This window comes from Jezberella montanilacus, assembly GCF_003003055.1.
In the GTDB taxonomy this organism is placed as follows: Bacteria; Pseudomonadota; Gammaproteobacteria; order Burkholderiales; family Burkholderiaceae_B; genus Zwartia; species Zwartia montanilacus.
The window spans coordinates 162,653-184,422 of sequence record NZ_PVTV01000016.1 but is presented as its reverse complement, the minus strand read 5'-3'; the positions used below and the strand labels follow the sequence as shown (position 1 = coordinate 184,422).

The 21,770-nt window shown below is 50.5% G+C and carries 22 protein-coding genes; 5 read left to right on the top strand and 17 right to left on the bottom strand.

The genetic code is table 11. The features are described 5' to 3' along the window. Positions 1–4: 4 nt before the first annotated feature. Entirely contained in the window at positions 5–1,822 is a 1,818-nt protein-coding gene (locus tag BCM14_RS13020; RefSeq protein ID WP_106228468.1) for a tetratricopeptide repeat-containing glycosyltransferase family protein, read from the bottom strand. After that, positions 1,819–3,759, bottom strand: coding sequence for a tetratricopeptide repeat protein (locus tag BCM14_RS13015; protein ID WP_106228467.1), 1,941 nt, complete (start codon positions 3,757–3,759; stop codon positions 1,819–1,821). The genes BCM14_RS13020 and BCM14_RS13015 overlap by 4 nt, the downstream gene beginning before the upstream one ends. A 116-nt stretch (positions 3,760–3,875) precedes the next feature. On the opposite strand from BCM14_RS13015, the gene BCM14_RS13010 reads away from it, so the two are divergent. Beyond that, complete coding sequence (locus tag BCM14_RS13010) at positions 3,876–4,805, top strand: methylglyoxal synthase (protein WP_106228466.1); 930 nt, start codon at positions 3,876–3,878, stop codon at positions 4,803–4,805. Positions 4,806–4,819: 14 nt separating this feature from the next. Then, positions 4,820–5,701: an NAD(P)-dependent oxidoreductase gene (locus tag BCM14_RS13005; RefSeq protein WP_106228465.1), complete on the top strand. Its 882-nt coding sequence runs from the start codon at positions 4,820–4,822 to the stop codon at positions 5,699–5,701. On the opposite strand, the gene BCM14_RS13000 is transcribed toward BCM14_RS13005, so the two are convergent. Next, a complete protein-coding gene (locus tag BCM14_RS13000) occupies positions 5,670–6,632 on the bottom strand; it encodes a M23 family metallopeptidase (protein ID WP_106228464.1) in 963 nt (320 codons plus the stop codon). The genes BCM14_RS13005 and BCM14_RS13000 overlap by 32 nt on opposite strands. Positions 6,633–6,726: 94 nt before the next feature. Between BCM14_RS13000 and BCM14_RS12995 the strand changes: the two genes are divergently transcribed. Then, the gene (locus BCM14_RS12995; RefSeq protein WP_106228463.1) at positions 6,727–7,005 is read left to right on the top strand and encodes a DUF4936 family protein; all 279 of its coding nucleotides are present in this window, start codon (positions 6,727–6,729) and stop codon (positions 7,003–7,005) included. Between the two features lie 48 nt (positions 7,006–7,053). After that, a complete protein-coding gene (locus BCM14_RS12990) occupies positions 7,054–8,208 on the top strand; it encodes an ATP-binding protein (protein ID WP_106228462.1) in 1,155 nt (384 codons plus the stop codon). Positions 8,209–8,353: 145 nt separating this feature from the next. Here BCM14_RS12990 and BCM14_RS12985 read toward each other — a convergent pair whose 3' ends face one another. From BCM14_RS12985 to BCM14_RS12970, 4 genes are all read right to left on the bottom strand, one after another. Next, positions 8,354–9,397, bottom strand: coding sequence for a Bug family tripartite tricarboxylate transporter substrate binding protein (locus BCM14_RS12985; RefSeq protein WP_259673622.1), 1,044 nt, complete (start codon positions 9,395–9,397; stop codon positions 8,354–8,356). A gap of 51 nt (positions 9,398–9,448) precedes the next feature. After that, entirely contained in the window at positions 9,449–10,492 is a 1,044-nt protein-coding gene (locus tag BCM14_RS12980; RefSeq protein WP_106228460.1) for a Bug family tripartite tricarboxylate transporter substrate binding protein, read from the bottom strand. Between the two features lie 68 nt (positions 10,493–10,560). Beyond that, the gene (locus tag BCM14_RS12975; protein WP_106228459.1) at positions 10,561–10,974 is read right to left on the bottom strand and encodes a hypothetical protein; all 414 of its coding nucleotides are present in this window, start codon (positions 10,972–10,974) and stop codon (positions 10,561–10,563) included. 44 nt (positions 10,975–11,018) lie between these two features. Then, positions 11,019–11,519: a hypothetical protein gene (locus BCM14_RS12970; protein ID WP_106228458.1), complete on the bottom strand. Its 501-nt coding sequence runs from the start codon at positions 11,517–11,519 to the stop codon at positions 11,019–11,021. Positions 11,520–11,730: 211 nt separating this feature from the next. Between BCM14_RS12970 and BCM14_RS12965 the strand changes: the two genes are divergently transcribed. Then, complete coding sequence (locus BCM14_RS12965) at positions 11,731–11,952, top strand: hypothetical protein (RefSeq protein ID WP_146129775.1); 222 nt, start codon at positions 11,731–11,733, stop codon at positions 11,950–11,952. A gap of 98 nt (positions 11,953–12,050) precedes the next feature. Here the strand turns inward: BCM14_RS12965 and BCM14_RS12960 are convergent, their stop codons facing one another. From BCM14_RS12960 to BCM14_RS12915, 10 genes are all read right to left on the bottom strand, one after another. Continuing rightward, a complete protein-coding gene (locus tag BCM14_RS12960) occupies positions 12,051–12,755 on the bottom strand; it encodes an ABC transporter ATP-binding protein (protein ID WP_106228456.1) in 705 nt (234 codons plus the stop codon). After that, a complete protein-coding gene (locus BCM14_RS12955; RefSeq protein WP_259673621.1) occupies positions 12,752–14,563 on the bottom strand; it encodes a branched-chain amino acid ABC transporter ATP-binding protein/permease in 1,812 nt (603 codons plus the stop codon). The genes BCM14_RS12960 and BCM14_RS12955 overlap by 4 nt, the downstream gene beginning before the upstream one ends. After that, positions 14,553–15,452, bottom strand: coding sequence for a branched-chain amino acid ABC transporter permease (locus BCM14_RS12950; RefSeq protein ID WP_106228454.1), 900 nt, complete (start codon positions 15,450–15,452; stop codon positions 14,553–14,555). Before BCM14_RS12950 ends, BCM14_RS12955 begins: the two co-directional genes overlap by 11 nt. 1 nt (position 15,453) lies before the next feature. Beyond that, positions 15,454–16,593 carry an ABC transporter substrate-binding protein gene (locus BCM14_RS12945; RefSeq protein WP_106228453.1) on the bottom strand — a complete coding sequence of 380 codons (1,140 nt, stop codon included), beginning with the start codon at positions 16,591–16,593 and terminating at the stop codon, positions 15,454–15,456. Positions 16,594–16,653: 60 nt separating this feature from the next. After that, a complete protein-coding gene (locus BCM14_RS12940) occupies positions 16,654–17,448 on the bottom strand; it encodes an enoyl-CoA hydratase/isomerase family protein (protein WP_106228452.1) in 795 nt (264 codons plus the stop codon). Beyond that, on the bottom strand, positions 17,441–17,785 hold the full coding sequence (locus tag BCM14_RS12935; protein ID WP_106228451.1) for a Zn-ribbon domain-containing OB-fold protein: 345 nt from the start codon (positions 17,783–17,785) through the stop codon (positions 17,441–17,443). The genes BCM14_RS12940 and BCM14_RS12935 overlap by 8 nt, the downstream gene beginning before the upstream one ends. Further along, a complete protein-coding gene (locus BCM14_RS12930) occupies positions 17,785–18,942 on the bottom strand; it encodes a thiolase domain-containing protein (RefSeq protein ID WP_106228450.1) in 1,158 nt (385 codons plus the stop codon). Before BCM14_RS12930 ends, BCM14_RS12935 begins: the two co-directional genes overlap by 1 nt. Continuing rightward, a complete protein-coding gene (locus BCM14_RS12925) occupies positions 18,942–20,468 on the bottom strand; it encodes an AMP-binding protein (RefSeq protein ID WP_106228449.1) in 1,527 nt (508 codons plus the stop codon). The genes BCM14_RS12930 and BCM14_RS12925 overlap by 1 nt, the downstream gene beginning before the upstream one ends. Beyond that, positions 20,465–21,133, bottom strand: coding sequence for a TetR/AcrR family transcriptional regulator (locus tag BCM14_RS12920; RefSeq protein ID WP_106228448.1), 669 nt, complete (start codon positions 21,131–21,133; stop codon positions 20,465–20,467). Before BCM14_RS12920 ends, BCM14_RS12925 begins: the two co-directional genes overlap by 4 nt. A 90-nt stretch (positions 21,134–21,223) precedes the next feature. Further along, complete coding sequence (locus tag BCM14_RS12915) at positions 21,224–21,760, bottom strand: hypothetical protein (protein ID WP_106228447.1); 537 nt, start codon at positions 21,758–21,760, stop codon at positions 21,224–21,226. Positions 21,761–21,770: the final 10 nt, after the last annotated feature.

Here is a 21,770-nt window from a genome sequence, read left to right as displayed (position 1 = left end):
GGTCTTAACGTTTGAAATGATCGTGCATTCTATCAACCAGACGACTCACCACCTCATCCCAGTCATTAAAGCTGCTTTGTCGGAGTAAAGTCATACTGGGATACCAGGGTGTGTCGTCACGCTGATCCAGCCAGCGCCAACAGCTATCAAAGCGGCTCAGCAACCAGGTCGGTTTGCCTAGTGCGCCAGCAAGATGGGCTACCGCTGTATCAACCGAGATAACCAAATCCAGGTTTTCAATCAGTGCGGCCGTATCCGTGAAGTCGTTAAATTCCTTTGCGTAATCAATCAGGCGCGGGCCTTCCCAGTTCTGGCTCATTAACTCGGTCAATTCAGTTTGAGCCGGCTCGCCTTTTTGCAAACTATAGAACTCAACATCCATATTTTTAAGCGGAGCGAGTTTGGCTAGATCCATATTGCGCCGCTTATTGATCACCCAGACCTCTGGCTGAGCCGGATGAAATCCCCCGGACCAAACAAGCCCCACTCTTGGTTTTAATCTTTGTCCCAGGCGATCTGCCCAATACGCAACTTTGGCTGGATCAGCGTGCAGGTATGGCTCTGCCCAGGGGATAGTCGCCAGTGTCGTCTCAAACGCAACAGGCATACTCATCAATGGACAATAGAAATCATATTCAGGGATTTGTCCGACCTCAAGAAATGCGGGTAAGACCTGATCCACCCCGTTTAAGGTTTTCATCAAGTCAACCAGTTGCGGCTGCGACTCAAGTATGACAGTTGCCCCCAACCGAGCCAACAATGGCAAATAGCGACAAAACTGGATGGTGTCACCCAGACCTTGCTCGGCCACAACAAAAATCGTCTTACCCACCAGCGACTCTGCGCCTGTCCATTTCGGCTTGGCGTACGTTCTGAGGTTGACGCCCGACAACTTGCTTGGATGCAGGCGTGCTTCATAATCCTGCCAGCCCTGCTTGTAGTCACCCAGAACCAAACGAGCCAGCGCAAGATTCCATTGTGCGTCAACCGAGTCTGGTTTCAGCCCTCGTGCGTGCTCAAAACAAGTTAAGGCTTCGGTCAAACGGCGCATCTGCTGCAGTACCACGCCCAGATTGTTATGGGCATCAGCCTGATCGGGCTGTAGCTCAATTGCCTGAGTCAACCGCAAACAAGCCTCTTCGTGGCGGCCAACCTCTTTCAGTACGTTACCAAGATTGTTGTAAATCATGGCGGCGCCCGGAATCAGGGTAATAACCTGTTGGTAGTCAGCTATCGCGTCATCAAACCGTCTCAAATCCTGGTACGCAGCACCCCGAACGGCATAGGTCTGCGCGGAATCGGGCCGCAGTTCAATCGCGCGTCCATAACAATCTACCGCTTCCTCGAGTCTGCCAAGCGATTGCAAAGTAAATCCAAGTTCGTAATACGCCGGTTGGTAACTCGGATTGATTTCAAGGCTGCGCGAATAACAGGCAAGCGCTTCTTCGACTCGACCGAGCAGGCGAAGCGTATTGCCTTTATTGCTCACCGCTTCGACGTAATCGGGTTTTAAGCGGATCGCTTGGTTGTAACTGTTTAGCGCTTCTGGCAATCTGCCCAGTTCTTGTAAGGCGTTACCCCGATTGCTGAAAGCCATCGGATTAGTGGGGTTGATGACAATAGCCTTGTCAAGCAACTTGACCGCCTCGGCCTTGTTACCCAACTGATATTCGGCGGTGCCAAGCATAAACAATAGATCGGCGTGTTTGGGCAAGGCCTTAATCAACTGTCGATAAATCTCTGCCGCTTGTGCAACCTGCCCCGCCTGGTGCAGGGCAACGCCATGCTGAAACCGGTCACTTTTTGACTGTTGCTCTTTCATGAGTGAGCCGCTACCACTTCGCTCAGCTCGACCTGTAATTCAGCGATAACCGTATCCCAGTCCATGGGGGTTTGTTGCCTGAAGAGCCGCATTGTCGGGTACCACGGTGTATCGTCCCGCGCATCCAGCCAGCGCCAGCAGCTGTCAAACCGGCTCAACAACCACGTTGGCTTGCCCAAGGCTGCGGCAAGATGCGGCGTTGACGTATCCACAGCGATAATCAAATCCAGATTCTCGATCAGCGCGGCCGTATCGCTAAAGTCTTGCAAGGCACTGACGTGGTTAATAAGAGCAGGGCCGTCCCAATGCTGCGCCACCAATGCCTCCAGCTCGCCCTCGGCTGGCTGGCCTTTTTGCAAACTGTAAAACTCAGCGTCGATATGCTTTAAGCCAGACAGCTTGGACAGTTCAATGTTGCGTCTTTTATGCGTTGCCCAAAGTTCTGGCTGCCCGGGGCGAAACCCACCAGACCACACTAGCCCGACACGAAGCTTGGTCTTAGGACCGAGTTTATTCGCCCAATAACCTACCTTGACAGGATCTGCCTGCAGATATTTTTGTTGCGCCGGGATGGTCTCGACTTTTGTATGAAAAGCCAGGGGCAAACTCATGAGCATGCAATAGAAATCGTGCTCAGGCAATACCTGACTCGGCGGCAACAACGACACCACCTCACTCGGGCCTTCGAGCATGTTCATGGTAGCCACAAGGGGGGGTTGAACTTCAAAAATTACCCGTGCACCCAATCGTGCCAGCATCGGCACATAGCGGCAGAACTGAATGGTGTCGCCAAGGCCTTGCTCAGCCGCGACAAAGATCGTCTTACCGCTCAGCGACTCAACACCTGTCCATTGTGGTTGCGTGTAAGACCGCAGGCCGTAACTAATGGCTTTGATGGTGTTAACGCGAGCCTCGTGATCACGCCAACCGTTTGCATAGTCGCCTAAGGTCAAACGCACGAGTGAGCGATTCCACTGCGCATCTTGCAAACCAGGCTTCAAAGACAAGGCCTGATCAAAACTCGTCAACGCCTCATTAAGGCACCGCATTTGCAGCAACACCACCCCAAGATTGCTATACGCTTCTGCATAATCTGGCTTCAATTGCGTTGCACGTTCGAGTTTGTCGCGCGCCTCAGGCAAGCGATCCAGAGAAGTCAGCACCGTACCAAGATTGTTCAGTGCCTCGGGGAAGTCTGGTTGCAATTGCAACGCCAACTGAAATATCCCCGCTGCTTCAGTGTTGTTATGCAACTCTTTTAACGAATACCCCAGATTGTTATAAGCAGGCGGATAAACGGGGTTTAGTTCAATTGCTTTTTGATAAAGAGCGATCGACTCTTGAAACCGGCCAAGATCTTTAAGGGCATTGCCCCAGTTGTAGAACGCTTGGGAGTGATTAGGGCTGAACTGGACGCAGGTCTGAAAATTTAGAATTGCCTCTTCAAACCGCTTTAAATCCTGTAATGCATTACCCCAGTTGTTATAGGCATCAGCATAGTCTGGCTTCAACGCGACCGATTTTTGATATTGCTCGATCGCATTTTCAGGTTGCCCGAGCAGGCGCAGCGTATTGCCCTTGTTGTTATAGGCCTCGAAATAGCCGGGATGCAAACGGATGGCTTGATCGTAGCTCTTTAGCGCCTCTGCAAAGCGTGATAGCTCTTGCAGAACATTGCCGCGATTGTTGAAAGCCATTGCGTTACCGGGACTACTCGCCACTGATTTATCTAGCAGCTTGACCGCCTCAGCTTTATTGCCTAGCTGATATTCGGCTGTACCCAGCATGAACAGCAGATCACCGTGCTTCGGTAGCTGTGCAAGCAATTGTCGATAGATGGCGACCGCCTCGGTGATCTGCCCTGCTTGATGCAATGAAACTGCGCGCTGAAAATGTTCATTCAGGGATGCCTTTTGCACAGGAACGGGCCGTTTCATTGATTGCTTCTCTTTCACCAAATCAACAAGATTGTTTCGCTAGTTTAAATACCAAAAGCACCATAACCGCATATCATAAGCAAGGTAATTAACGAATACACCACCTTTGACCCCTCATGAGCTTAAATCGAGACGATATCGCAAACTCACCAGCCTTAGACCTGCCGCGAAACTTGCGCTTTGGCCTCGCTGCCAACCAGCGACATCACAGTACCAGGGATTCAATTTGTTTCGACTGGCTGCGTGCCAGTGAGCTTAGTATCCAGGCACTAGGAATAGAATTGCACACAGTAGGGCGCACTTACGATGCCATTTTGCGCGAGGGTCTGTTAACGGATTACCACGGCTTGGTTCGCTATCCCTACGGTCGAGACGGCGGCCTCATGAAGCTTGTTGCCCGAATCACAGAGACTGAACTCGAAGCCGATTCTCTGGACGGGGCCATTTACCTCATTGATCCGGTCGATCCTTCGTCGATTTTCCCTGAGGCACTGGCCCTTAAACGTCAGTGCATCACACATAAAAAGCCATTTATCTCAACGATGGCGGGCGCAATCGAGTGGATAGAAGTCGAACGTCTTCACGCAGGACTTCACGCACACTCGTCTGCGGATGCTTTGTTTGATTTGTCGCAGCAATGTGCTGCCTTAATCGCTCACGATGCGCTGAAAGACATCATGCTGGATTTTGCAACGCAACACTTTGAGGTGCTATCGAGTTTTGCCCAACGCGTTGCTACCGGTACAACCGGTAAGCTCTTGAACGAACTGGCCTGGTCGCGCGGTTGGCCCACTGATATGCCTTGGGTACAACGTTATTTGAGCGGACCGATGGGTGGCGATGCGCAAATTGCTGACTTAGTTCTTGAGCGACAATGTCAGAAGGTGATCTTCTTCGAGGATCCCCATGTCGCCCGTCAGCACGAAGCGGACATACAACTGTTGGAAAGAGCTGTCCGAGTCGTCACGCGCGAAGCAACGTGCGTTACTTCGCCGGCTGTTGCGAATAAGTGGGCGAGTGCGGTTGCACTGCGCAACTTGAGATAAAAAAGGATAACAACATGAAAAAAATCGGCATGATTGGCATTGGCATGATGGGTCACGGCATTGCAAGCAATTTGCTCAAGCATGGTCATCAATTATCGGTACTAGCGCATCCTGGCAATCAGCCACTTGGGGATCTTGTGGCAGCTGGGTCTAGTGTTTATCAGACGCCAGCCGAGCTCGCCAGGCACGCTCAAATCATTATTCTGTGCGTCACCGGTACGCCACAGGTTGAAGACGTTTTACTCGGCGACGAGGGTGTGCTGAAAGGTTTGCAAGCAGGCACAATCGTTATCGACTGTTCGACAGCCCTACCCACTTCAACAGAACGGGTTGCCCAATCGATCATGGCGCAAGGCGGTTTATTTCTCGATGCCCCAATGACCCGAACACCCAAAGAGGCGGCAGAGGGCCGACTCAATCTGCTGGTCGGTGGGGACGCCGCGCTCTTTGAGCAGTGCAAACCTATTCTGCAATGCTTTGCCGAGAATATTGTCCACGCTGGCCCTATCGGCGCGGGACATCGGATGAAGCTACTACACAATTACGTCTCACTTGGATCGGTTGCCCTGCTGGCTGAGGCCGCAGCGTGTGCGCAGGTAGCCGGGGTCGATCCCCACGTATTTATCGAAGTCTTGGGTAAAGGTGGCGGGTGGGGCGCACCACTCGAACGACTGAAACCGTATCTGACTGATCAGGATCCATCAGGGCTACGCTTCAGTGTCGCCAACAGCCTGAAAGATCTCAGTTATTACAATCAAATGGCGAAAGAGATAAATGCAGATCACACCGTTGCACAAGCCGTCAAACAAACACTCGAGGCAGCGGTACAAGAAGGTGGCGCCCAGGCCTTCATGCCGGAAATCGTCACTTTGATTGCGAAGCGCCAGGCGAGCTAGTCAATCCGTCAGCTGTGTAGTGGGTGTCATGTTTGATTTTAATTTCGTTGTTATTTTTATTAAAAAACCGAATCGGAACAAGATGAAACAGGGTCTGCTGACTGTTTAATTTAGCCTGACCTTCAAGCACTTCAAAATGCAGATGAGGGCCTGATGAATATCCAACATTGCCCTCGAGCGCGATCTGCTGTCCTTGCTGAACTTGCTGACCTACCTTCACCGTAGCGCTATTAGTATAAATATGAGAGTAGACGCTGATGAGCCCATCCCTGTGCAAGATGCGGATCGTGTTTGCCTTAAGCAGCAGTGCAGGGTTCATTCCCCCTTCGGTGAAGTGCTGAACCACGGCAATGACCACGCCTGCTCTCGCAGCAACAATCGGGGTCTTTTCAGCCACGCAGAAATCAACAGCATCAATTTTTTCACCGCCGTGTGTTGTCTGCGGTCCATCTGCTGACTGACACACTCTGACCTTGGTGTTGGGCGCGAACGGCAACTGAAAATGATTGTCCTTAACCGCTGGCCCCAGGTCGCCGATGTCTTGATAGGTGACCCACTGCAACCCTGACTCAAAGACAGCTTTCGGTACTTGCGGCTTGGCATCCAGCTTTAAGGTCTCAAAAGGCTTCACCGTCGTGGATATTTCGGCGACAGGCGTCTTCTTTGCGTTCTTGTTGAATATCTGAACGAAGACGATATGTGGAAACATATCAGTGTTGGTGATAGCCACCTTGGCTGTCCCATCGGATAATTTCGGTGGCGTAACAGCAACAGTCACTGCTTGAGCAGACTGGATAGACTGCAGAGAAGCGAGCGACTGCTGGGCCAAGGCAACATTGTTAAAGAAAAGTATGGTGCCTGCCACGCTGAACACCGTCGGCAGCATCGACCAGCCTGGCTTTGTTATTCGAGGCGAGATATTGCGCATCATGTTAAGTTCTTCGTAAATCGATGATAATCGAACAAGAGTAGTTTAATGAAAACACACCCAAGCCACATCAAATAAGCGCCGGACAAGCAAGCTCATGATCTTATTCGTCTATTACAAGGTTGACGCTTCAGTGAGCGATACGACCTTGCCCAGAATCAAGCATATGCAAGCCCAACTTGCCCAGTCGTTTCCAAGCCTCATGGCACGCCTGATGAAGCGACCAGAAATCGACGCCGAAGGCAGGGCCACCTGGATGGAGACTTACGAGCTTCAAAACCTAGACGAAACCCTGTTTAAATCGAAACTCGACGCACTGGTCGCCTATAACGATCTACCCGTACCAAGAAAAAACGAATACTTCGTCAATCTATAGATGCATTTTATCCTTGCATATTCGTCATGTCATGACTAATATACAAGGATGTTTAAACGCATCGCCCATCAAAAAATTGCTGACCATTTGCAATGGAGCCCAGCAGTTGGCATCCTCGGTCCACGTCAAATTGGTAAGACCACACTGGCAAAAGCATTCGCCACTAAGTCATCCAATTCAATTTATCTCGACCTAGACACAGCCCAGGCCAGGGCAAGACTGGTTAACCCAAGCGCATTTTTTGAGGCTAATCGGCACTCTCTTGTCATCCTGGATGAAATCCAAAATCAACCTGAGTTACTAAGTGAATTGCGTGGCGAAATCGATTTAGACCGACGTCCAGGCAGATTCCTACTGTTAGGGTCAGCCTCTTTCAAACTCTTGAAACAATCGCAATCTCTGGCTGGGCGTTTGTCGCTGGTCGACATGTCCCCTTTATTATTAAGCGAGATTTACCAGACGTTTAACGACACCCAAACCCTCTGGCTTAGAGGCGGCTTTCCCAACAGTTACTTAGCCAAATCAGTCAACGCCTCGTGGGATTGGCGCGCCGCATTGATTCGACACTTCTTAAACACAGATTTACCTGGGCTTGGTATCACCGTTGACCCACAATTGATGTACCGATTCTGGCGAATGGTCGCTCACTTACATGGTCAAATGTTCAACGCGTCTTCAGTTGCAACGTCTCTTGGCATCTCGGCCTCCTCCACTGGTCGCTATCTTGATCACCTATGCGATGCGCTGATGGTTCGCAGGCTTGAGCCTTATTTTATTAACCTGGGCAAGCGTTTAGTCAAAAGTCCCAAGGTGTACGTCCGTGACAGCGGCCTTCTGCACAGTCTGCTTGGCATTCGTGAGGTAAACGATTTACTCGGCCATCCCAGCACTGGCTCCTCATGGGAGGGCTTCGTTATTGAGCAAATCGCAGCACATTTGCCTGAAGGTGCCTCTATGTCTTTTTACCGGACGGCGGCAGGCGCTGAATTGGATGTCATCGTCGAAATTGGTCTGCGTAAATTAGGTTTTGAAGTCAAATTTTCAAGTTCGCCAAAAGTCACCAAAGGGTTTTGGCAAGCGTGCGAAGACGTAGGCGTCGACGCGGCCTATATCGTTGCTCCCGTTGAGGCTGGTTGGGTTGTGCAAGATAAGGTAGAAGTCATTAGCGTGCTAGACATCCCTAAGCGCTTACTAACCCTCTGATAATATCCGCCGCCTTCTCAGCAATCATCATGGTTGGCGCTTCCGTGTTACCAGAGGGCATGGCTGGCATCACGCGTATAGTTGAAACCATTAATCGAACTCGACCCACCCAGCGGGGATATGGATATAGGGATTGTTATCGAGCCTAACTCTCAAGCTTGATATTATTTTTCTTAATGACCTCGGCGAACTGAGCACTGGTATCGCTCAGGTATTTGGTAAATTCAGCACCCTGTTTGAAGTCGATTTCGACAGAAATACGATCAAACAACTCTTTGGTCTCAGCCGACTGCAGCACTTCTTTAACCGCTTTAGCCAACCTCTCACTGACTTCAGCTGTCAAACCCGCTGGGGCTGCCAAACCAATCCAAGCACCCAGATTAAAGCCTGGCACATTTGCCGCGGTTGAAAGCGGTGGAATCCCGGGCGTTACCGCGCTGCCGTTCAACAACGAACAACCCAAACCTTTCAGTCTTCCATCGCGAACAAAGGGCATGACAGCAGAGGCTGTTTCTAAACAGTAGGCCACTCGCCCAGCCATCACCTCGCCCAGCGCTGGAATAGAGCCTTTGAAAGGAACATGGACAACATTCAATCCAGCAGCAGCGTTAAAAGCTTCGCCAATCAGGTGGGCTGTCGCACCTGTACCCGAAGAGGCGAAGTTGTATTTACCCGGATTAGCCTTAACCAGCGCCACGAGCGCCGCAGCATCCTTAGCCGGAAAATCCGGCGCAGTCACCAGCACAAAAGGCGCGGTGCAGGCCATAGCGATATAGGTAAAGTCCTTTTTGACATCATAGGGCGTGGGTTGCAACAAAGGGCTAATTGTCAACGGCCCACTCGAAGCGGACAAAATGGTGTAGCCGTCCGGTGTCGCTTTAGCAGCAGTGTCGGTGCCAATCATGCCACCAGCACCGGCTTTATTGTCGGACACGACACTCTGACCTAAAACACGGGACAATCCCAGGGCTAACGACCGTCCAACCAAATCAGCAGCCTGCCCCGGTGGCCAAGGGATGACCATTTTGATGGGCTTAACGGGATAAGCTGCTTGCGCACCCGACAAAGCAGGCAGGCCTAAGCTCGCACCTGCCACAGTGGCCGCAAAGCCTCCTAAAAGTGACCGTCTTGTGCTGTCTGGTGTGTTACTCGTTGCACGTAGCTGAGCCGACGCAATTTTTGCTTTCATTTGAGATGTCTCCTTTTTCCGCATCATATCCGCATCTCTGCGCCCGTGCGACTAAGACTCAAGCTTGATGTTGTTTTTCCGAATAACCTCTGCATAGACAGCACTTGTCTTACTCAGATATTCAGTGAATTCTGCGCCTTGTTTGAAATCGACCTCGATAAAAATCTGCTCAAACAGTTCTTTGGTTTCAGCCGATTGCAGCACTTCTTTTGTCGCCTTTGCCAACCGCTCGCGGACCTCTGCGGTCAATCCGGCCGGAGCTGCCAGACCGATCCAGCCGCCCAAGTTGAATCCCGGCACGTTTGCAGCTGTTGAGAGTGGAGGGATACCTGGGGTGACAGCGCTGCCGTTAAGCAGCGTGCAGCCTAAGCCCCGCAGTCTGCCATCTCGAATAAAAGGCATGATAACAGAGGCTGTTTCAAAACAATAAGCGACGCGCCCTGCCATCACCTCGGTCAACGCGGGAAGCGTTCCTTTAAAGGGTACGTGAACCACACTAAGGCCGGCAGCCGCGTGAAAGGCCTCCCCCATCAGGTGACCCGTCGCCCCTGTACCAGACGAGCCAAAGTTGTATTTGCCCGGATTCGCTTTCACGAGTGCCACCAGGGCGGCAGCGTCCTTAGCGGGAAAATCCGACGCAGTCACCAATACATATGGTGTGATGCACGCCATAGCAATGTAAGTGAAGTCTTTTTGAGCATCGTAAGGTGTCGTCTGCACCAGGGGAATAACCGTCAGTGGCCCGCTCGACGCCGCCAAGATGGTGTACCCGTCTGGCTTCGCTTTAGCAGCCGCGTCGCAACCAATCATGCCGCCCGCCCCCGCTTTGTTATCGGCGACGATGGCTTGACCCAACACGCGAGACAATCCAACGGCCAACGACCGGCCCACCAGATCGGTCGCCTGCCCGGGAGGCCAGGGAATCACCATCCTGATGGGCTTGGAAGGGTAAGCCCCTTGCGCGCGTGATACTGAAGGAAACCCCAACCCGGCACCCGCCAACGATGCGCCAAACGCCCCCAGAAGTGAGCGCCTCACGCTATCGGGCATGTTGCTCGTCGCTTCGGGTTGATTACATTCCGTTCTAGCTTTCATTGTTAGCCGCCTAGTGTTTTGTCGAATCGTGTTCGCAACACTAGAATAGACCGAAAAATGTTAAGCAATTAAAAATTTTTTGTCGGTTCTGATTGTTTTTCCAGGCGTTCAAGTTCCTCCATAAGAGACCGCAAAGCCTGTTTAATCGTCTGTGTCGTTTGAATAAATTCGCCCTGTCTCGCCAGCGCCGCGCCACTTAATTCAACATCAACCTTTTTTACAGATTCAACACTTGGCATAGCTAACGCATTCAAGTCAAGGTCTAGCCAGGACCGCAACACAAGCAACTTTGCCAGATCGGGTATCGCCAGCCCTCTTAACCAACGACGAGCTGATTCTTGAGTGATTGCATCTGTTGTGTTCGCCCGTCGATTGAATTCCCTCGCCACAAACTCAGCTGTCGGTATCTCTCGATATCGCAGCCTAAGGCCGTTGGCGAGCGCCTCTGCAAAAGAATCCCGTAACGTTTTCTTAGAAAGCATTTCAACCTCGGGCGCCTAAAGAACACGGCCAAATGACGAAATCATCAGTCTGCGTCTCTCTTTATGCGCGCAGTACGAGCAACATCAGCTGCCAAATTCGACATTTTGACCGCCTCGGTCGCCGCATCGGTAGCAATTTTTGTCGCCTCTGCAGCCTGAGCCGACGCGATCAAAGAAGATTCCTCCGCTTGATGAGCGACCGCCGCAGCCGCTGCAGCTGCAGCCGCTGCGGCTGAGGCTGCCGCTTCAATCGCGGCTTCGGCCGCGCTCGCTGCAGCATCCGCAGCAGCATCGGCGGCTTTTAGGACAGGGATCGCAGCAGCTTCCGTCGCGGCCATTGACGCATTTTTTGCTGCCTCGGCTGCCTTAAGCGCACCAGCGGCCGAGCGTTTAGCGGCTTCAGAGGCGTGCGCTGTGAGATCTTTGAGTGACGCCAAAGCGTTTGTATAGCGCTGATTAACGATTAAGTAACCTTGACGAAGGTCACTAACAACGGTCTCTAAGGCGACTAACTTAGCGTAGATTTTGGGAATTTCTTCAGACATAGCAGCTCTTATCGATTCGTTGTGACCTCATTATGGCACTGATACAAGCTGGCTGACAGGCCCGCCACAAGCACAACGCGAGAGCATGTATTTTTTTCAGATACACGTTGTCCGTGTATAAAAAATCAATTTGTCAGATTTAATGGTGATTACACGTGATCACTTTAAACAGAAGCTCTCGAAAACGAACACACCAAAGGCTTGGCAAAGCATGAATGAAGAATATGCCAACAACAGTAAGAGACTAACTATCATCTTGTATCACCTTTACAGCGGTGAAAAAACAGCCCCGTCTGACACCTTACCGTTTTCTCTAGACAAAGACGGCACAGCGATTTTAAGTGATGACTTGATGACCGCCTTAAGCAGAGCAGAGAATGCTGACCTCATCGCTTGGGCAAAGGAACACATTTCTGAGTTGGTGTTTAGATGATATGTGTCCTTGAAACAGTAAGCAATCACGGCAAACATTTTCTATCGGCCAGAGCTTCAAATCTAACGATTTGATGTCATGCTTATCAGAGAGGCTGATTACGATAAATAACTACTCACTAACTCGCGGCTATTCAATAACTCGGACGCAGCACCCGTCATTGCGCACTCACCATTTCTGAGTACCAGTGCCCGGTCTGCGGACTCGAGAGCTAGCATCGCGACTTGTTCCACAAGAATGATCGCGAGGCCCTCATCGGCTAGTTGCCTGAGCGTGCTGATGATAAGCTCAACAATCTGCGGCGCAAGTCCAAGAGACGGCTCATCGAGCATAAATAATTTAGGCCGCATCATGAGTCCTCTGGCAATCGCCAGCATTTGCTGCTCCCCGCCAGAGAGCGCTGATCCAGAGATTTGTTGACGTTGCTTAAGTATTGGAAAACGTTGCCACTGTTGCTCAAGCAAATCACTGATCACGTCATTCGCCAAACCAGTATTTTTCGCGCCGAGCAGCAGATTGTCGCGCACCGAAAGCCCCGGGATAATTTGACGCCCCTGTGGGACGTGAACCAGTCCGCTGCAAGCAAGTAAATATGCAGGTTTCCGACCGATATCATGCTCGGCAAACTGAATTTCTCCGGACTCCAGGGGTAATAACCCCGAGAGTGCTCTGAGCAACGACGTTTTACCAGCACCGTTTGCACCGATCACCGCCAGCATTTCGCCGGCTGAGACCGTCAGACTAATGTTACGCAACACTTGATTCGGACCGATACGAGCATATAGATTATTAGCGCGAATCATGTTTTTTTGACTCCGGTCCCCAGATAAGCCTCAATCACTGTGGGATTATTTTGAATTTCCTCTGGCGTGCCATGAGCGATTAGCCGACCAAAATTCAGTACGCTAAGTGAGTCGCACACAGACATCACAAATTCCATATTGTGTTCGACAAGCACAATTGTTATGCCTAGGTGGCGTAACTTAAGAAGCACTTGCGCAATTTCCTTTGCCTCCTGAGTGTTCATTCCAGCTATCGGCTCATCCAAAAGCAAAATGCGTGGTCGTTGAGCGATGGCTCGCGCGAGCTCCAGCAATTTTCTATGCCCGTACGGCAATTCACCGGGCAATCGATCTGCAAGATGATCAAGGCCAAGAAAATTCAAGATATTTATGCTTTCCTGACGTTCTTTATTCTCAAGTGAGTTTTTAAACAGCCAGTCAAAAAAATCTTTTGAATATGACTGCTGATGTTTAACACCGAGCATCACATTATCTAAAACAGTAATTCCCTCGATTAGCTGAAGATTTTGAAAGGTACGAGCAAGCCCCAGGTTCGCACGATCAGCAATGCTTAAGGCCGAAATATCTTGATCACCGAGTGTGATCCGCCCGGTGTCGGGTCGGTAGACCCCGGCAATCATATTAATGATGGTGGATTTACCTGCACCATTTGGACCAATCAAACCGTGAACGGTGTTAGGCAGCACATCGATAGACACCGTATCAACTGCTTTGAGGCCACTATAGCTTTTACTGATACTTTGAATGCAGAGCGAGGCACCTTGGACGATGCTAGTCGAGAGTGCAAGCTCAGAGCGTTGCTGTTTTGAGCTCGATTTTGGGTCCTCAAGCAGGCGAGTATCTTTGTCAGACAGGCCGAGTTTAGTATTCAGCTTGTCCAGCACGCCGGCCGCCCCCTTTGGGAAAGCCAGCAATACCGTCACTAGAATTAGTCCATAGATAAACAAACCGTACTTATCAATGCCTGCAATGACCTCAACGATTCCCAGCAATATGAGCGTGCCAAGAAACGGTCCGCTTTTAGTCCCCAGTCCTCCCACGACAGCTGCAATCAACAGGGCGATACTCAGCCTGACCGTAAACGCATCGCTACCGACAAAGCCGGACTGATGTGCGAAGAACGCACCGCCCATTCCTGCCAAGGCTGCAGCGAAGGCAAAGATACCAGCCTTCCATCGACTGACTTGAATACCGACAGAAGCCGCAAATACCTCTGATTCACGAATCGCCCGCAGGTTACGACCAAATCGCCCATCATGAATAAAATCGGACAGCAGCTGAATCACAATCACAGCTGCACCTGCGAAGTAAAAGAAAACGACAGGACCTGACTTTGTCTGCCCAAATTCAATCTGTGGAATGGCCGAAAGACCCATCGCGCCACCCGTCAAGCCAATCCAGCGTTGAGCCAATATATCTAAAACATAACCGACTGCAAGCGTCGTCATCGCGAGATAGAGGCCACGAGTTCTAAGGGCAAACACACCAACCAAACCACCACCAAGCCCAGCAAGGACGGTACCAAAAGCGATCGAAAGAGGAATAGGCCAACCGAGTTTAAGCGCCGTGAGCGCTGATCCATAAGCGCCGAGAGCATAAAAGCCTGCTTGACCCAGCGACATCTGGCCTGATAGCCCGAGCAGCAAGTTCAAACCAATAACCGCGATTAAGGTGTAGAAAAAAGTCTGCGCGAGGAAAATGTAAAAACCATTAATCGGTAACCAAGGTATGACAAGAAAGCAAAAAATCCATAATAAATAAGGACTACGTTTTGGATCAGGTCTGAGGCGGCGTTTGCTATCTGACATCGGCATGCCGCTCAGAAAAAAGCCCTGAAGGCTTGACAGCAATGATAATGAGCGCTGCGAGCAAAGGATACAGATCCCCAAAACCCGAGTCGATATAGTTTGAAAGCGATTCAAACACACCAAACAAAATACCGCCGACTAATATCCCAACGGGATTAGCAAACCCGCCAATTGCCGCAACAATCAGTGCCTTGATGGTTAACACTAGGCCCATGTGAGGATTGATCGTCACAAGCGGCCCAATCAAGACCCCGGCTACTGCAGCGAGAATAGCTGCGATGATAAATACCCCAGTCTTTACACGATCGGTATGGACCCCTAAAAGCTTGGCCGACTCAGGGTTAAACGCCACCGCTTGGATATTTTTACCCCATCGCGAATGAAACATGAACGCATAAAAAATAATAACGATTACAACCGCAGCAATAATGACGAGGATTTCCTCTACAAATAACCCAGCTCCCAGCACTTGAACCACTTGATCACGTCGCGAACTGAATAATGGACTCGAATACTGTGAGGTTTTTCCAAAACCGAGTTCGATCACATTTTGAAGAATCAAAGCTATACCCGCAGTCGTGAGAATCCAGGAAAACGCTCCGACTGGCGTACTTTTCTTGCGATCAAGTGGCCGGATTGCGATCCGCTCAAGCAGCCAGCCCATTATGGCAAGAACAATTAGCGTCATTGCAATAGCAACAAGCAAAGGCAAGCCTGCTTTTCTGATAAACAGCATCAGGAAAGTACCCACCATCAAAAAGTCACCTTGTCCGAAGTTAACGCGGTGCGTTGTCAAGTGTGTGATGTACAGGCCGAGGGCGACGAGCACGTAAATCGCGCCCATCGCCAACCCACCGGAGAGTAGTTGGATTATGTTGCCAATTTGCATGTCAGTTCAAACGTGTGACAACACCGTTTTTCCAGACGCCCAGAAATACGTGCTCCTTATCCAGACACTCGTGGTCGCTCGCACTAAACGGTTTCGCAGGCGTGGCTGAGACCGCTTGGATACCATCGATATTTTCAATTGCATTTCTGATAGCTGCTGGATCAGCTTTGCCAACTTGATCTACTGCCTTGAACACAATCAGTCCTGCGTCATATCCGAGTGCGGCAACAACAGGCCAACGGTAGTCTTTCCCGTATTCTTTTTTCATCTTCTCGTTAAAGACTTGAGCGCGCGGCGTGTTGATATCCAGCGCTTGACCCATGACGGTACCTTCAATCGCGTCCTTACCTACAATTTCAAGTACCTTTTCCGAGGATAAACCCCAGTTACCTGCTATGACGGGTTTGTAATTGAGGCGAGGAAGAGGACGGAAAGGCAACTCGAACGATTCATGAAAATTTAGAACAAGCTCAGCCTTGGCATCTCGCAGCTTGACCATTTGAGGCGTCAAGTCGGTCACATTCGGCGCCGCAGCCTCGATTGCAACAAGTTCGACACCGCGTGCTTTAAGACCGGCTTCAATTTCTTTCGCCGCAAAATTTCCATAACCAGTCGTAGAGTGAATCAAGCCGATCCGTTTGAAGTTTTTTGCACCCCAGTCCAGCATCTGATCAATCTGGAATTTTTCCACCATGGAACAACGGAAAATCTGACTCGGCTTTTCCTCTATAAATTGAGTCGTGATGTTGGTCGCGATTGAGGGGCCAGCGACGAGAGGGATACCTGCCTTTTGCAAAATAGGCGCGATGGCCAGAACATTGCCACTGCTGACCGTACCAATCACGACAGACGCTTGGTCATTTTGAATCAGTCGTTGTGCGAGTGTCACGGCACGCTGCGGATTCGCTTCATCGTCATAGACGGTTAGTTCAATCTTGGTTTTACCGCCAGCTGTCTGATAATCCTTCAGTGCAAGTTTAATCCCCTGCAAGTAAGACTCACCAAAATCAACGATCGCTGGCGGGCCACTCAGCCCCTCAATGACACCGACTTTGACTTGAGCTGACACATTGAAAGCGCAAGCAATCAAGGCCGAGGCAAAAGCCGCTTTAAAAATAGACTGTTGATATATTTTTTTCATCTTGTCTCCGTATGTAGATTTTAATTTTTTAAGTACCGCAACATCAGATTTAAAGCGTATTCAACTAGCAGTAAATACAGCATCGCGTCGTTCGCGAAATGACGACAAGCCTTCCTCTAAATCCGCAGTCATCGCAAAGTCGCGAAACGATCGTGATTCAGCTTTGAGCGCGTCGGGCATATTCATGCCCATTGAAGTACGAATCATTTCTTTCGCAAAGCGATGTGAGAGGGGTGCCCGGCTAGCAAGCATTTGCGCGTACGACATCGTTTTACCAAGCAACTCGGCTTGCGGATAGATTCTATTTACAAGGCCAATGCGGTATGCATGCTCAGCATCGATACGTTCCCCAGAGAGAATAATTTCCATCGCATGCCCCATCCCCACGATTTGCGGCAGGCGAATCAGTCCTCCATCGCAGGCATGAAAGCCCCACTTAGCATCTTGGAGAGCAAACTCTGCATTTGGGGAGCAAAACCTCAAATCACAAGCAAGTGACAGTTCAAAACCACCGGATATCGCAAAACCATTGACCGCCGCGACAATCGGCTTATCTATGTCGAGATTGCGTGTAATGCCGCCGAAGCCTGGCCCATTCGTATATTTTTTCCGAAATTCCGGCGCGGGCGTCCGTGCAAAATTCAGACTGTACGTTTTAAGGTCAGCGCCTGCGCAAAACGATCGATCGCCCGCACCAGTAATGACAGCAACGCGTGCAGTTTCATCCGCATCAAATTCCTTCCAGATGTCAACAAGCTCATCATTCGCAGCGAAATCTAGTGAATTCATTTTTTCGGCACGATTGATCGTGATCAGACGAACTTGGCTGTGTTTCTCATATTGAATATCAGACATTTTTTTGCACTCTGAAAGTTGGTGTGGTTTGTTCTGCTAAGTGTGTCCGGACGGCAACAACGCGATCACCGAGCTCATCGCCTTGTTCAGGCAAAAATCGTCCAGTGATCCTGAAACCGTTATCCAAATCAACGACACCCACGTGATAGGCCCCTTCTTCCTTAAAGCGCAGAGGTGGCTTTCGTATGGTGGTCCAACTAACGAGTTTGCCTAAGCCCGGAACTTGGATCTTGCCCATGTCACTATGCAGACAACTTGCACAGGTATCAATACAGCCCGCCTCTAGCGCACCGCAGTTTGTACACTGGTGAAAGCTGATCATCTCTGGCTTAAACATTATTCTCTCCCCAATATGTTGACCGTACACGCCACGCCTGTGCCACCAAGATTATGAGTCATGCCGATACGCGCGTTGGGCACCTGATTTGGATGTTGTCCTCTAAGTTGTTGCACCACTTCATAGATTTGCCCGATCCCCGTTGCGCCGACCGGATGCCCCTTGGCAAGTAATCCGCCGCTTGCATTGATGACCACGTCGCCCCCCATATTGGTGCGACCCTCTGCAGCCCATTTGCCGCCCTGTCCACGTGGGACTAGACCCAGATCTTCACTATCAATAATTTCTGCAATTGAAAAACAATCATGTAGTTCAACTAAATCAATATCCTCAGGTTGCAAACCTGAAAGTTCAAAGGCTTTATGCGCTGCTGTCACAGTGGCTTCAAAGGAGCACAGATCCGGGTGATCTGCGATACGCGGTGAGCCACTGGTTTGTGCGCTGGCGAGAATCTTGATTCTCTCTTGTCCATTCTTGGACAGCAAGCGTTCTGAACATAAAACAATTGCTGCCGCACCATCACTTGCCGGACAACAATCAAACATCTGCAAGGGATCAGCGATCATTGCAGAGGCCACGATCTTCTCAAGCGTGAGTTCTGCACCCATTTGTGCCAAAGGATTGAGCAGTCCATTTGCTTTATTTTTGATCACGACGGCTGCCACCTCTTCACGCGTCGTACCGTATCGTTGCGCGTGAGCCCGCCAGGCCAAACCAAATAAACCTGGAAAAGTAAGCCCACTTGGCCCATCATTCTCATTGTCCATCGCACAATTCAACGCAGAGGTAACTTCGGCAGTCGATGAATGCGTCATCTTTTCTACGCCGACAACAATCGCGGCATCGCACATGCCGCTGGCGATTGCCATCCAGGCGTGCCGAAAGGCGATCCCTCCTGAGGCGCAGGCGCCCTCCACTTTCGTGCAGGGAATATTTCCCAGACCCAATCGCGAACCAACAATTCCCGCGAGAACCTCTTTTCCGTTGAGTGGGCCGCTAATGAAATTACCCAAGTACAGCGCACCTATTTCTTTGCGCTCGATACCTGCTTCGACGATCGCGCTGGCTGCAGCTTGCACCGCAAGTGTCTCGATTGGCATGGCAATATGTTTGCCAAACGTAGTCGAACCAACCCCTGCTATATAGACATTGCGCACTATTGGCCTCCTTTTACGAGTTGTTTGCGCAACTCCGTTTTGAGAATTTTTCCGTAATTGTTTTTCGGCAAACTATCGGTCATGAAATACTCTCGAGGACGTTTAAACCGTGCCATATTCTCGAGACACATATTGTCCAATTCCTCGCCGGATACTGCCGCGCCCGGTTTAACGACAACAAAGGCGACGGGCTCTTCTCCGAGATCTTCATTAGCGCGACCAATTACCGAAACCTCGATAATATCGGGGTGTCTGAGCAAAACTTCCTCTATCTCCCGCGGATAGATATTGCTGCCACCTCGGATGATCATGTCTTTAGAGCGATCACGAAGCGTCAGATAGCCCTTTTCATCGAGCACTCCAATATCGCCCGTCCAAAGCCAACCCGCTTTAATTGTTGCGGCGGTCGCTTTTTCGTTGTTCCAATAGCCCATCATCCGAGTGTCCCCCCGAGTCACCACTTCACCCAGTTCGCCGAGCGGCAGGGCGTTTCCGTCGACATCGACGACGTTGATCTCAGTGCCCGTTCTTGCAGTACCACAAGAGGCGAGGCGTGCAAGGTGCGCCTCATCTCTGTTTCCTTGATGGTCAAATTTGGAAAGTCCAGTGATGGTCATTGGACTTTCTCCCTGTCCATAAACCTGAAACAGTCGAGGTCCAAAAATATCAAGCGTTTTGAGCAAATCGTTGACATACATTGGACCACCGCCGTAATACGCGGTCAGCAGATTGCCTGCGCAATTATTGATGCCTTGCGCCGCGCGGGTCAATCTCGAGAGCATGGTCGGCGCAGCAAACATCGACACATCAGCATAACGCTGAAGCGCTTCAAAGACTGCATCAGTCTCAAAGCCTTGTTCTATCACTTGATGACCACCACTAAACAAGTGCGGTAAGGCATAGAGACCCGATCCATGCGAAAGGGCAGCAGCATGCAACATGGTTTGACCGGGTTGTACATGATCAACATCGGCGTAATACTGCAAGCACATTGTCATTAAATTACGATGCGACAACATTGCGCCTTTCGGTACACCCGTTGTCCCGCTTGTATAAAACAACCAGGCGAGATCTGTGGGCGCGACTTCCGCACAAGCCATTGGTAGCGCGCGTGCAAGTGCCTGATATTGATCATCATCAACTACCACGACTGGTCTCGAATCAGGAAGTGAGCCCAACGCATCCATGAGCCCAGATTGCAACGATCCGCTCGTAAAGATAATACTGGCACCTGAGTCAAGGACGATTGGTGCTACCTCACGTGCATGAAGTTTCGCGTTTACCGGCACGGCACACAGTCCTGCCGCCCAAGTAGCAAACAGGAGCTCCAGAAACTCGTTTCTGTTTTCCATCCAGAGCATTACGCGGGAACCAGGTTCCAGGCCTAGACCATTTCTTAAACCACCCGCCAAGCTGCTCACGCGTTGTGCCAACTCAGCGAAGCTCAATGAGCCTTGTGAACTTGTCAGTGCCTGCAGATGCGGATGACTACGCGCGCGCGTTAAAAAGGGTTTCGCAATATTCATTTTTTATTTCTTTTCTGAACGATTCTCGGCAGTACCTTGAAAAATTGCTCTGTAAATCTCGTGATCGGAGCAGAAGACTGCAAAAGTTTCGCGCGAATCAAGGCACCCTCCCAGCCAGACCAAAAAAACTCGGCAAATGCTTGTACGTCGGCGCTTGCGTCTATTTCACCCACTTCGATCGCACGCTGTAGGCAATCAGCTATTTTGTTCTGCCAGGTTTTGAATATTTGTTCTAGCGCGTTTCTGAATAAAGACTGGCTGGCGCCAAGCTCCTGGCTCAGATTGCCGACTAGGCATCCTCGACGAAACTCAAACCGCTCGACCCCCTCAATCCCCTCTTGCACATACAAGTTCAGCGCTTCAAGCGGAGAGCATTCTGTCTGGCCCAGGACACGATCGAGCTTGCGGTTGTAGTACTCAGCGTAGTAACTGATCACTTCCAGTCCGAATTGCTCTTTACTCGAAAAGAAATGATAGAAAGAACCTTTCGAGAGCCCAGCTCGTTGAAGAACGTGCTCGACGCCCATCGACGCGTAGCTTTGCTCGCACAGCATTTCTGTCCCTGCGCGGATTAGTCGAGACAAACTCTGCTCTCTGCGCTCGGACCGAAGCAAAGGCTCTTTTGTTTTGACTTCCAAATTTGAAGAAGTAGCGGTGTAGGTCATCGGTTTAGCATAAACCGGTCTACTAAATTTAGGGTGACTAATCGTCTAGGGGTTTTCCTGAATAGGCCACTAGTGTTAATCCGGCGCTAGTTAATATTCGCCCCGCTCAAAAGCGATCGTTGACGGCGCCTTACCAAAATCATGTCCCAATTCAACCACTGCGTCGTTGCAATAGTGGCCAACTAAAGCAAAGTGGTGCACGGCATGAGAGGCTAAAAATAACAGCTCTCGTGCCAGGGTTGTACTGACGATGAACTCACGCTCACCAGCAAGACCAGACCTTAAACGCGTTTGTAGCGGCTGATCCGGCTGCAGTTCTGGCTCAGCAGCCAAGGCTTCAAATTGATCAATGAGATTCTGGATTTTTGCGAGGGTAACGACCGGTACATTTTGAATAGCCAGATTGCGCTCGCGGGCATCATAGTCAATACATCGCCCCTCCTGCTGCACTGTATTGAGTAGTGCTGAGTAATGCTCAATGACATGCCTTAAGTGAGGCCCGACCGCTTGCGCATAATTAAAAGTCTCTGATGCTTGTTGTTGCAACAAGTCAATCACACCAGACATCTGCTTAAGCAACTCAATGTTGTAGGTGCAAAGCTCACTGACCTCAGCATTTTTGCTCATGCGCTGGCCC

What these genes read in the sequence shown, in the direction of transcription:
- BCM14_RS13020 (WP_106228468.1), bottom strand. Translation starts at nt 1,822, where the DNA reads ATGAAAGAGCAACAGTCAAAAAGTGACCGGTTTCAGCATGGCGTTGCC.
- BCM14_RS13015 (WP_106228467.1), bottom strand. Translation starts at nt 3,759, where the DNA reads ATGAAACGGCCCGTTCCTGTGCAAAAGGCATCCCTGAATGAACATTTT.
- BCM14_RS13010 (WP_106228466.1), top strand. Translation starts at nt 3,876, where the DNA reads ATGAGCTTAAATCGAGACGATATCGCAAACTCACCAGCCTTAGACCTG.
- BCM14_RS13005 (WP_106228465.1), top strand. Translation starts at nt 4,820, where the DNA reads ATGAAAAAAATCGGCATGATTGGCATTGGCATGATGGGTCACGGCATT.
- BCM14_RS13000 (WP_106228464.1), bottom strand. Translation starts at nt 6,632, where the DNA reads ATGATGCGCAATATCTCGCCTCGAATAACAAAGCCAGGCTGGTCGATG.
- BCM14_RS12995 (WP_106228463.1), top strand. Translation starts at nt 6,727, where the DNA reads ATGATCTTATTCGTCTATTACAAGGTTGACGCTTCAGTGAGCGATACG.
- BCM14_RS12990 (WP_106228462.1), top strand. Translation starts at nt 7,054, where the DNA reads ATGTTTAAACGCATCGCCCATCAAAAAATTGCTGACCATTTGCAATGG.
- BCM14_RS12985 (WP_259673622.1), bottom strand. Translation starts at nt 9,397, where the DNA reads ATGAAAGCAAAAATTGCGTCGGCTCAGCTACGTGCAACGAGTAACACA.
- BCM14_RS12980 (WP_106228460.1), bottom strand. Translation starts at nt 10,492, where the DNA reads ATGAAAGCTAGAACGGAATGTAATCAACCCGAAGCGACGAGCAACATG.
- BCM14_RS12975 (WP_106228459.1), bottom strand. Translation starts at nt 10,974, where the DNA reads ATGCTTTCTAAGAAAACGTTACGGGATTCTTTTGCAGAGGCGCTCGCC.
- BCM14_RS12970 (WP_106228458.1), bottom strand. Translation starts at nt 11,519, where the DNA reads ATGTCTGAAGAAATTCCCAAAATCTACGCTAAGTTAGTCGCCTTAGAG.
- BCM14_RS12965 (WP_146129775.1), top strand. Translation starts at nt 11,731, where the DNA reads ATGAATGAAGAATATGCCAACAACAGTAAGAGACTAACTATCATCTTG.
- BCM14_RS12960 (WP_106228456.1), bottom strand. Translation starts at nt 12,755, where the DNA reads ATGATTCGCGCTAATAATCTATATGCTCGTATCGGTCCGAATCAAGTG.
- BCM14_RS12955 (WP_259673621.1), bottom strand. Translation starts at nt 14,563, where the DNA reads ATGTCAGATAGCAAACGCCGCCTCAGACCTGATCCAAAACGTAGTCCT.
- BCM14_RS12950 (WP_106228454.1), bottom strand. Translation starts at nt 15,452, where the DNA reads ATGCAAATTGGCAACATAATCCAACTACTCTCCGGTGGGTTGGCGATG.
- BCM14_RS12945 (WP_106228453.1), bottom strand. Translation starts at nt 16,593, where the DNA reads ATGAAAAAAATATATCAACAGTCTATTTTTAAAGCGGCTTTTGCCTCG.
- BCM14_RS12940 (WP_106228452.1), bottom strand. Translation starts at nt 17,448, where the DNA reads ATGTCTGATATTCAATATGAGAAACACAGCCAAGTTCGTCTGATCACG.
- BCM14_RS12935 (WP_106228451.1), bottom strand. Translation starts at nt 17,785, where the DNA reads ATGTTTAAGCCAGAGATGATCAGCTTTCACCAGTGTACAAACTGCGGT.
- BCM14_RS12925 (WP_106228449.1), bottom strand. Translation starts at nt 20,468, where the DNA reads ATGAATATTGCGAAACCCTTTTTAACGCGCGCGCGTAGTCATCCGCAT.
- BCM14_RS12920 (WP_106228448.1), bottom strand. Translation starts at nt 21,133, where the DNA reads ATGACCTACACCGCTACTTCTTCAAATTTGGAAGTCAAAACAAAAGAG.
- BCM14_RS12915 (WP_106228447.1), bottom strand. Translation starts at nt 21,760, where the DNA reads ATGAGCAAAAATGCTGAGGTCAGTGAGCTTTGCACCTACAACATTGAG.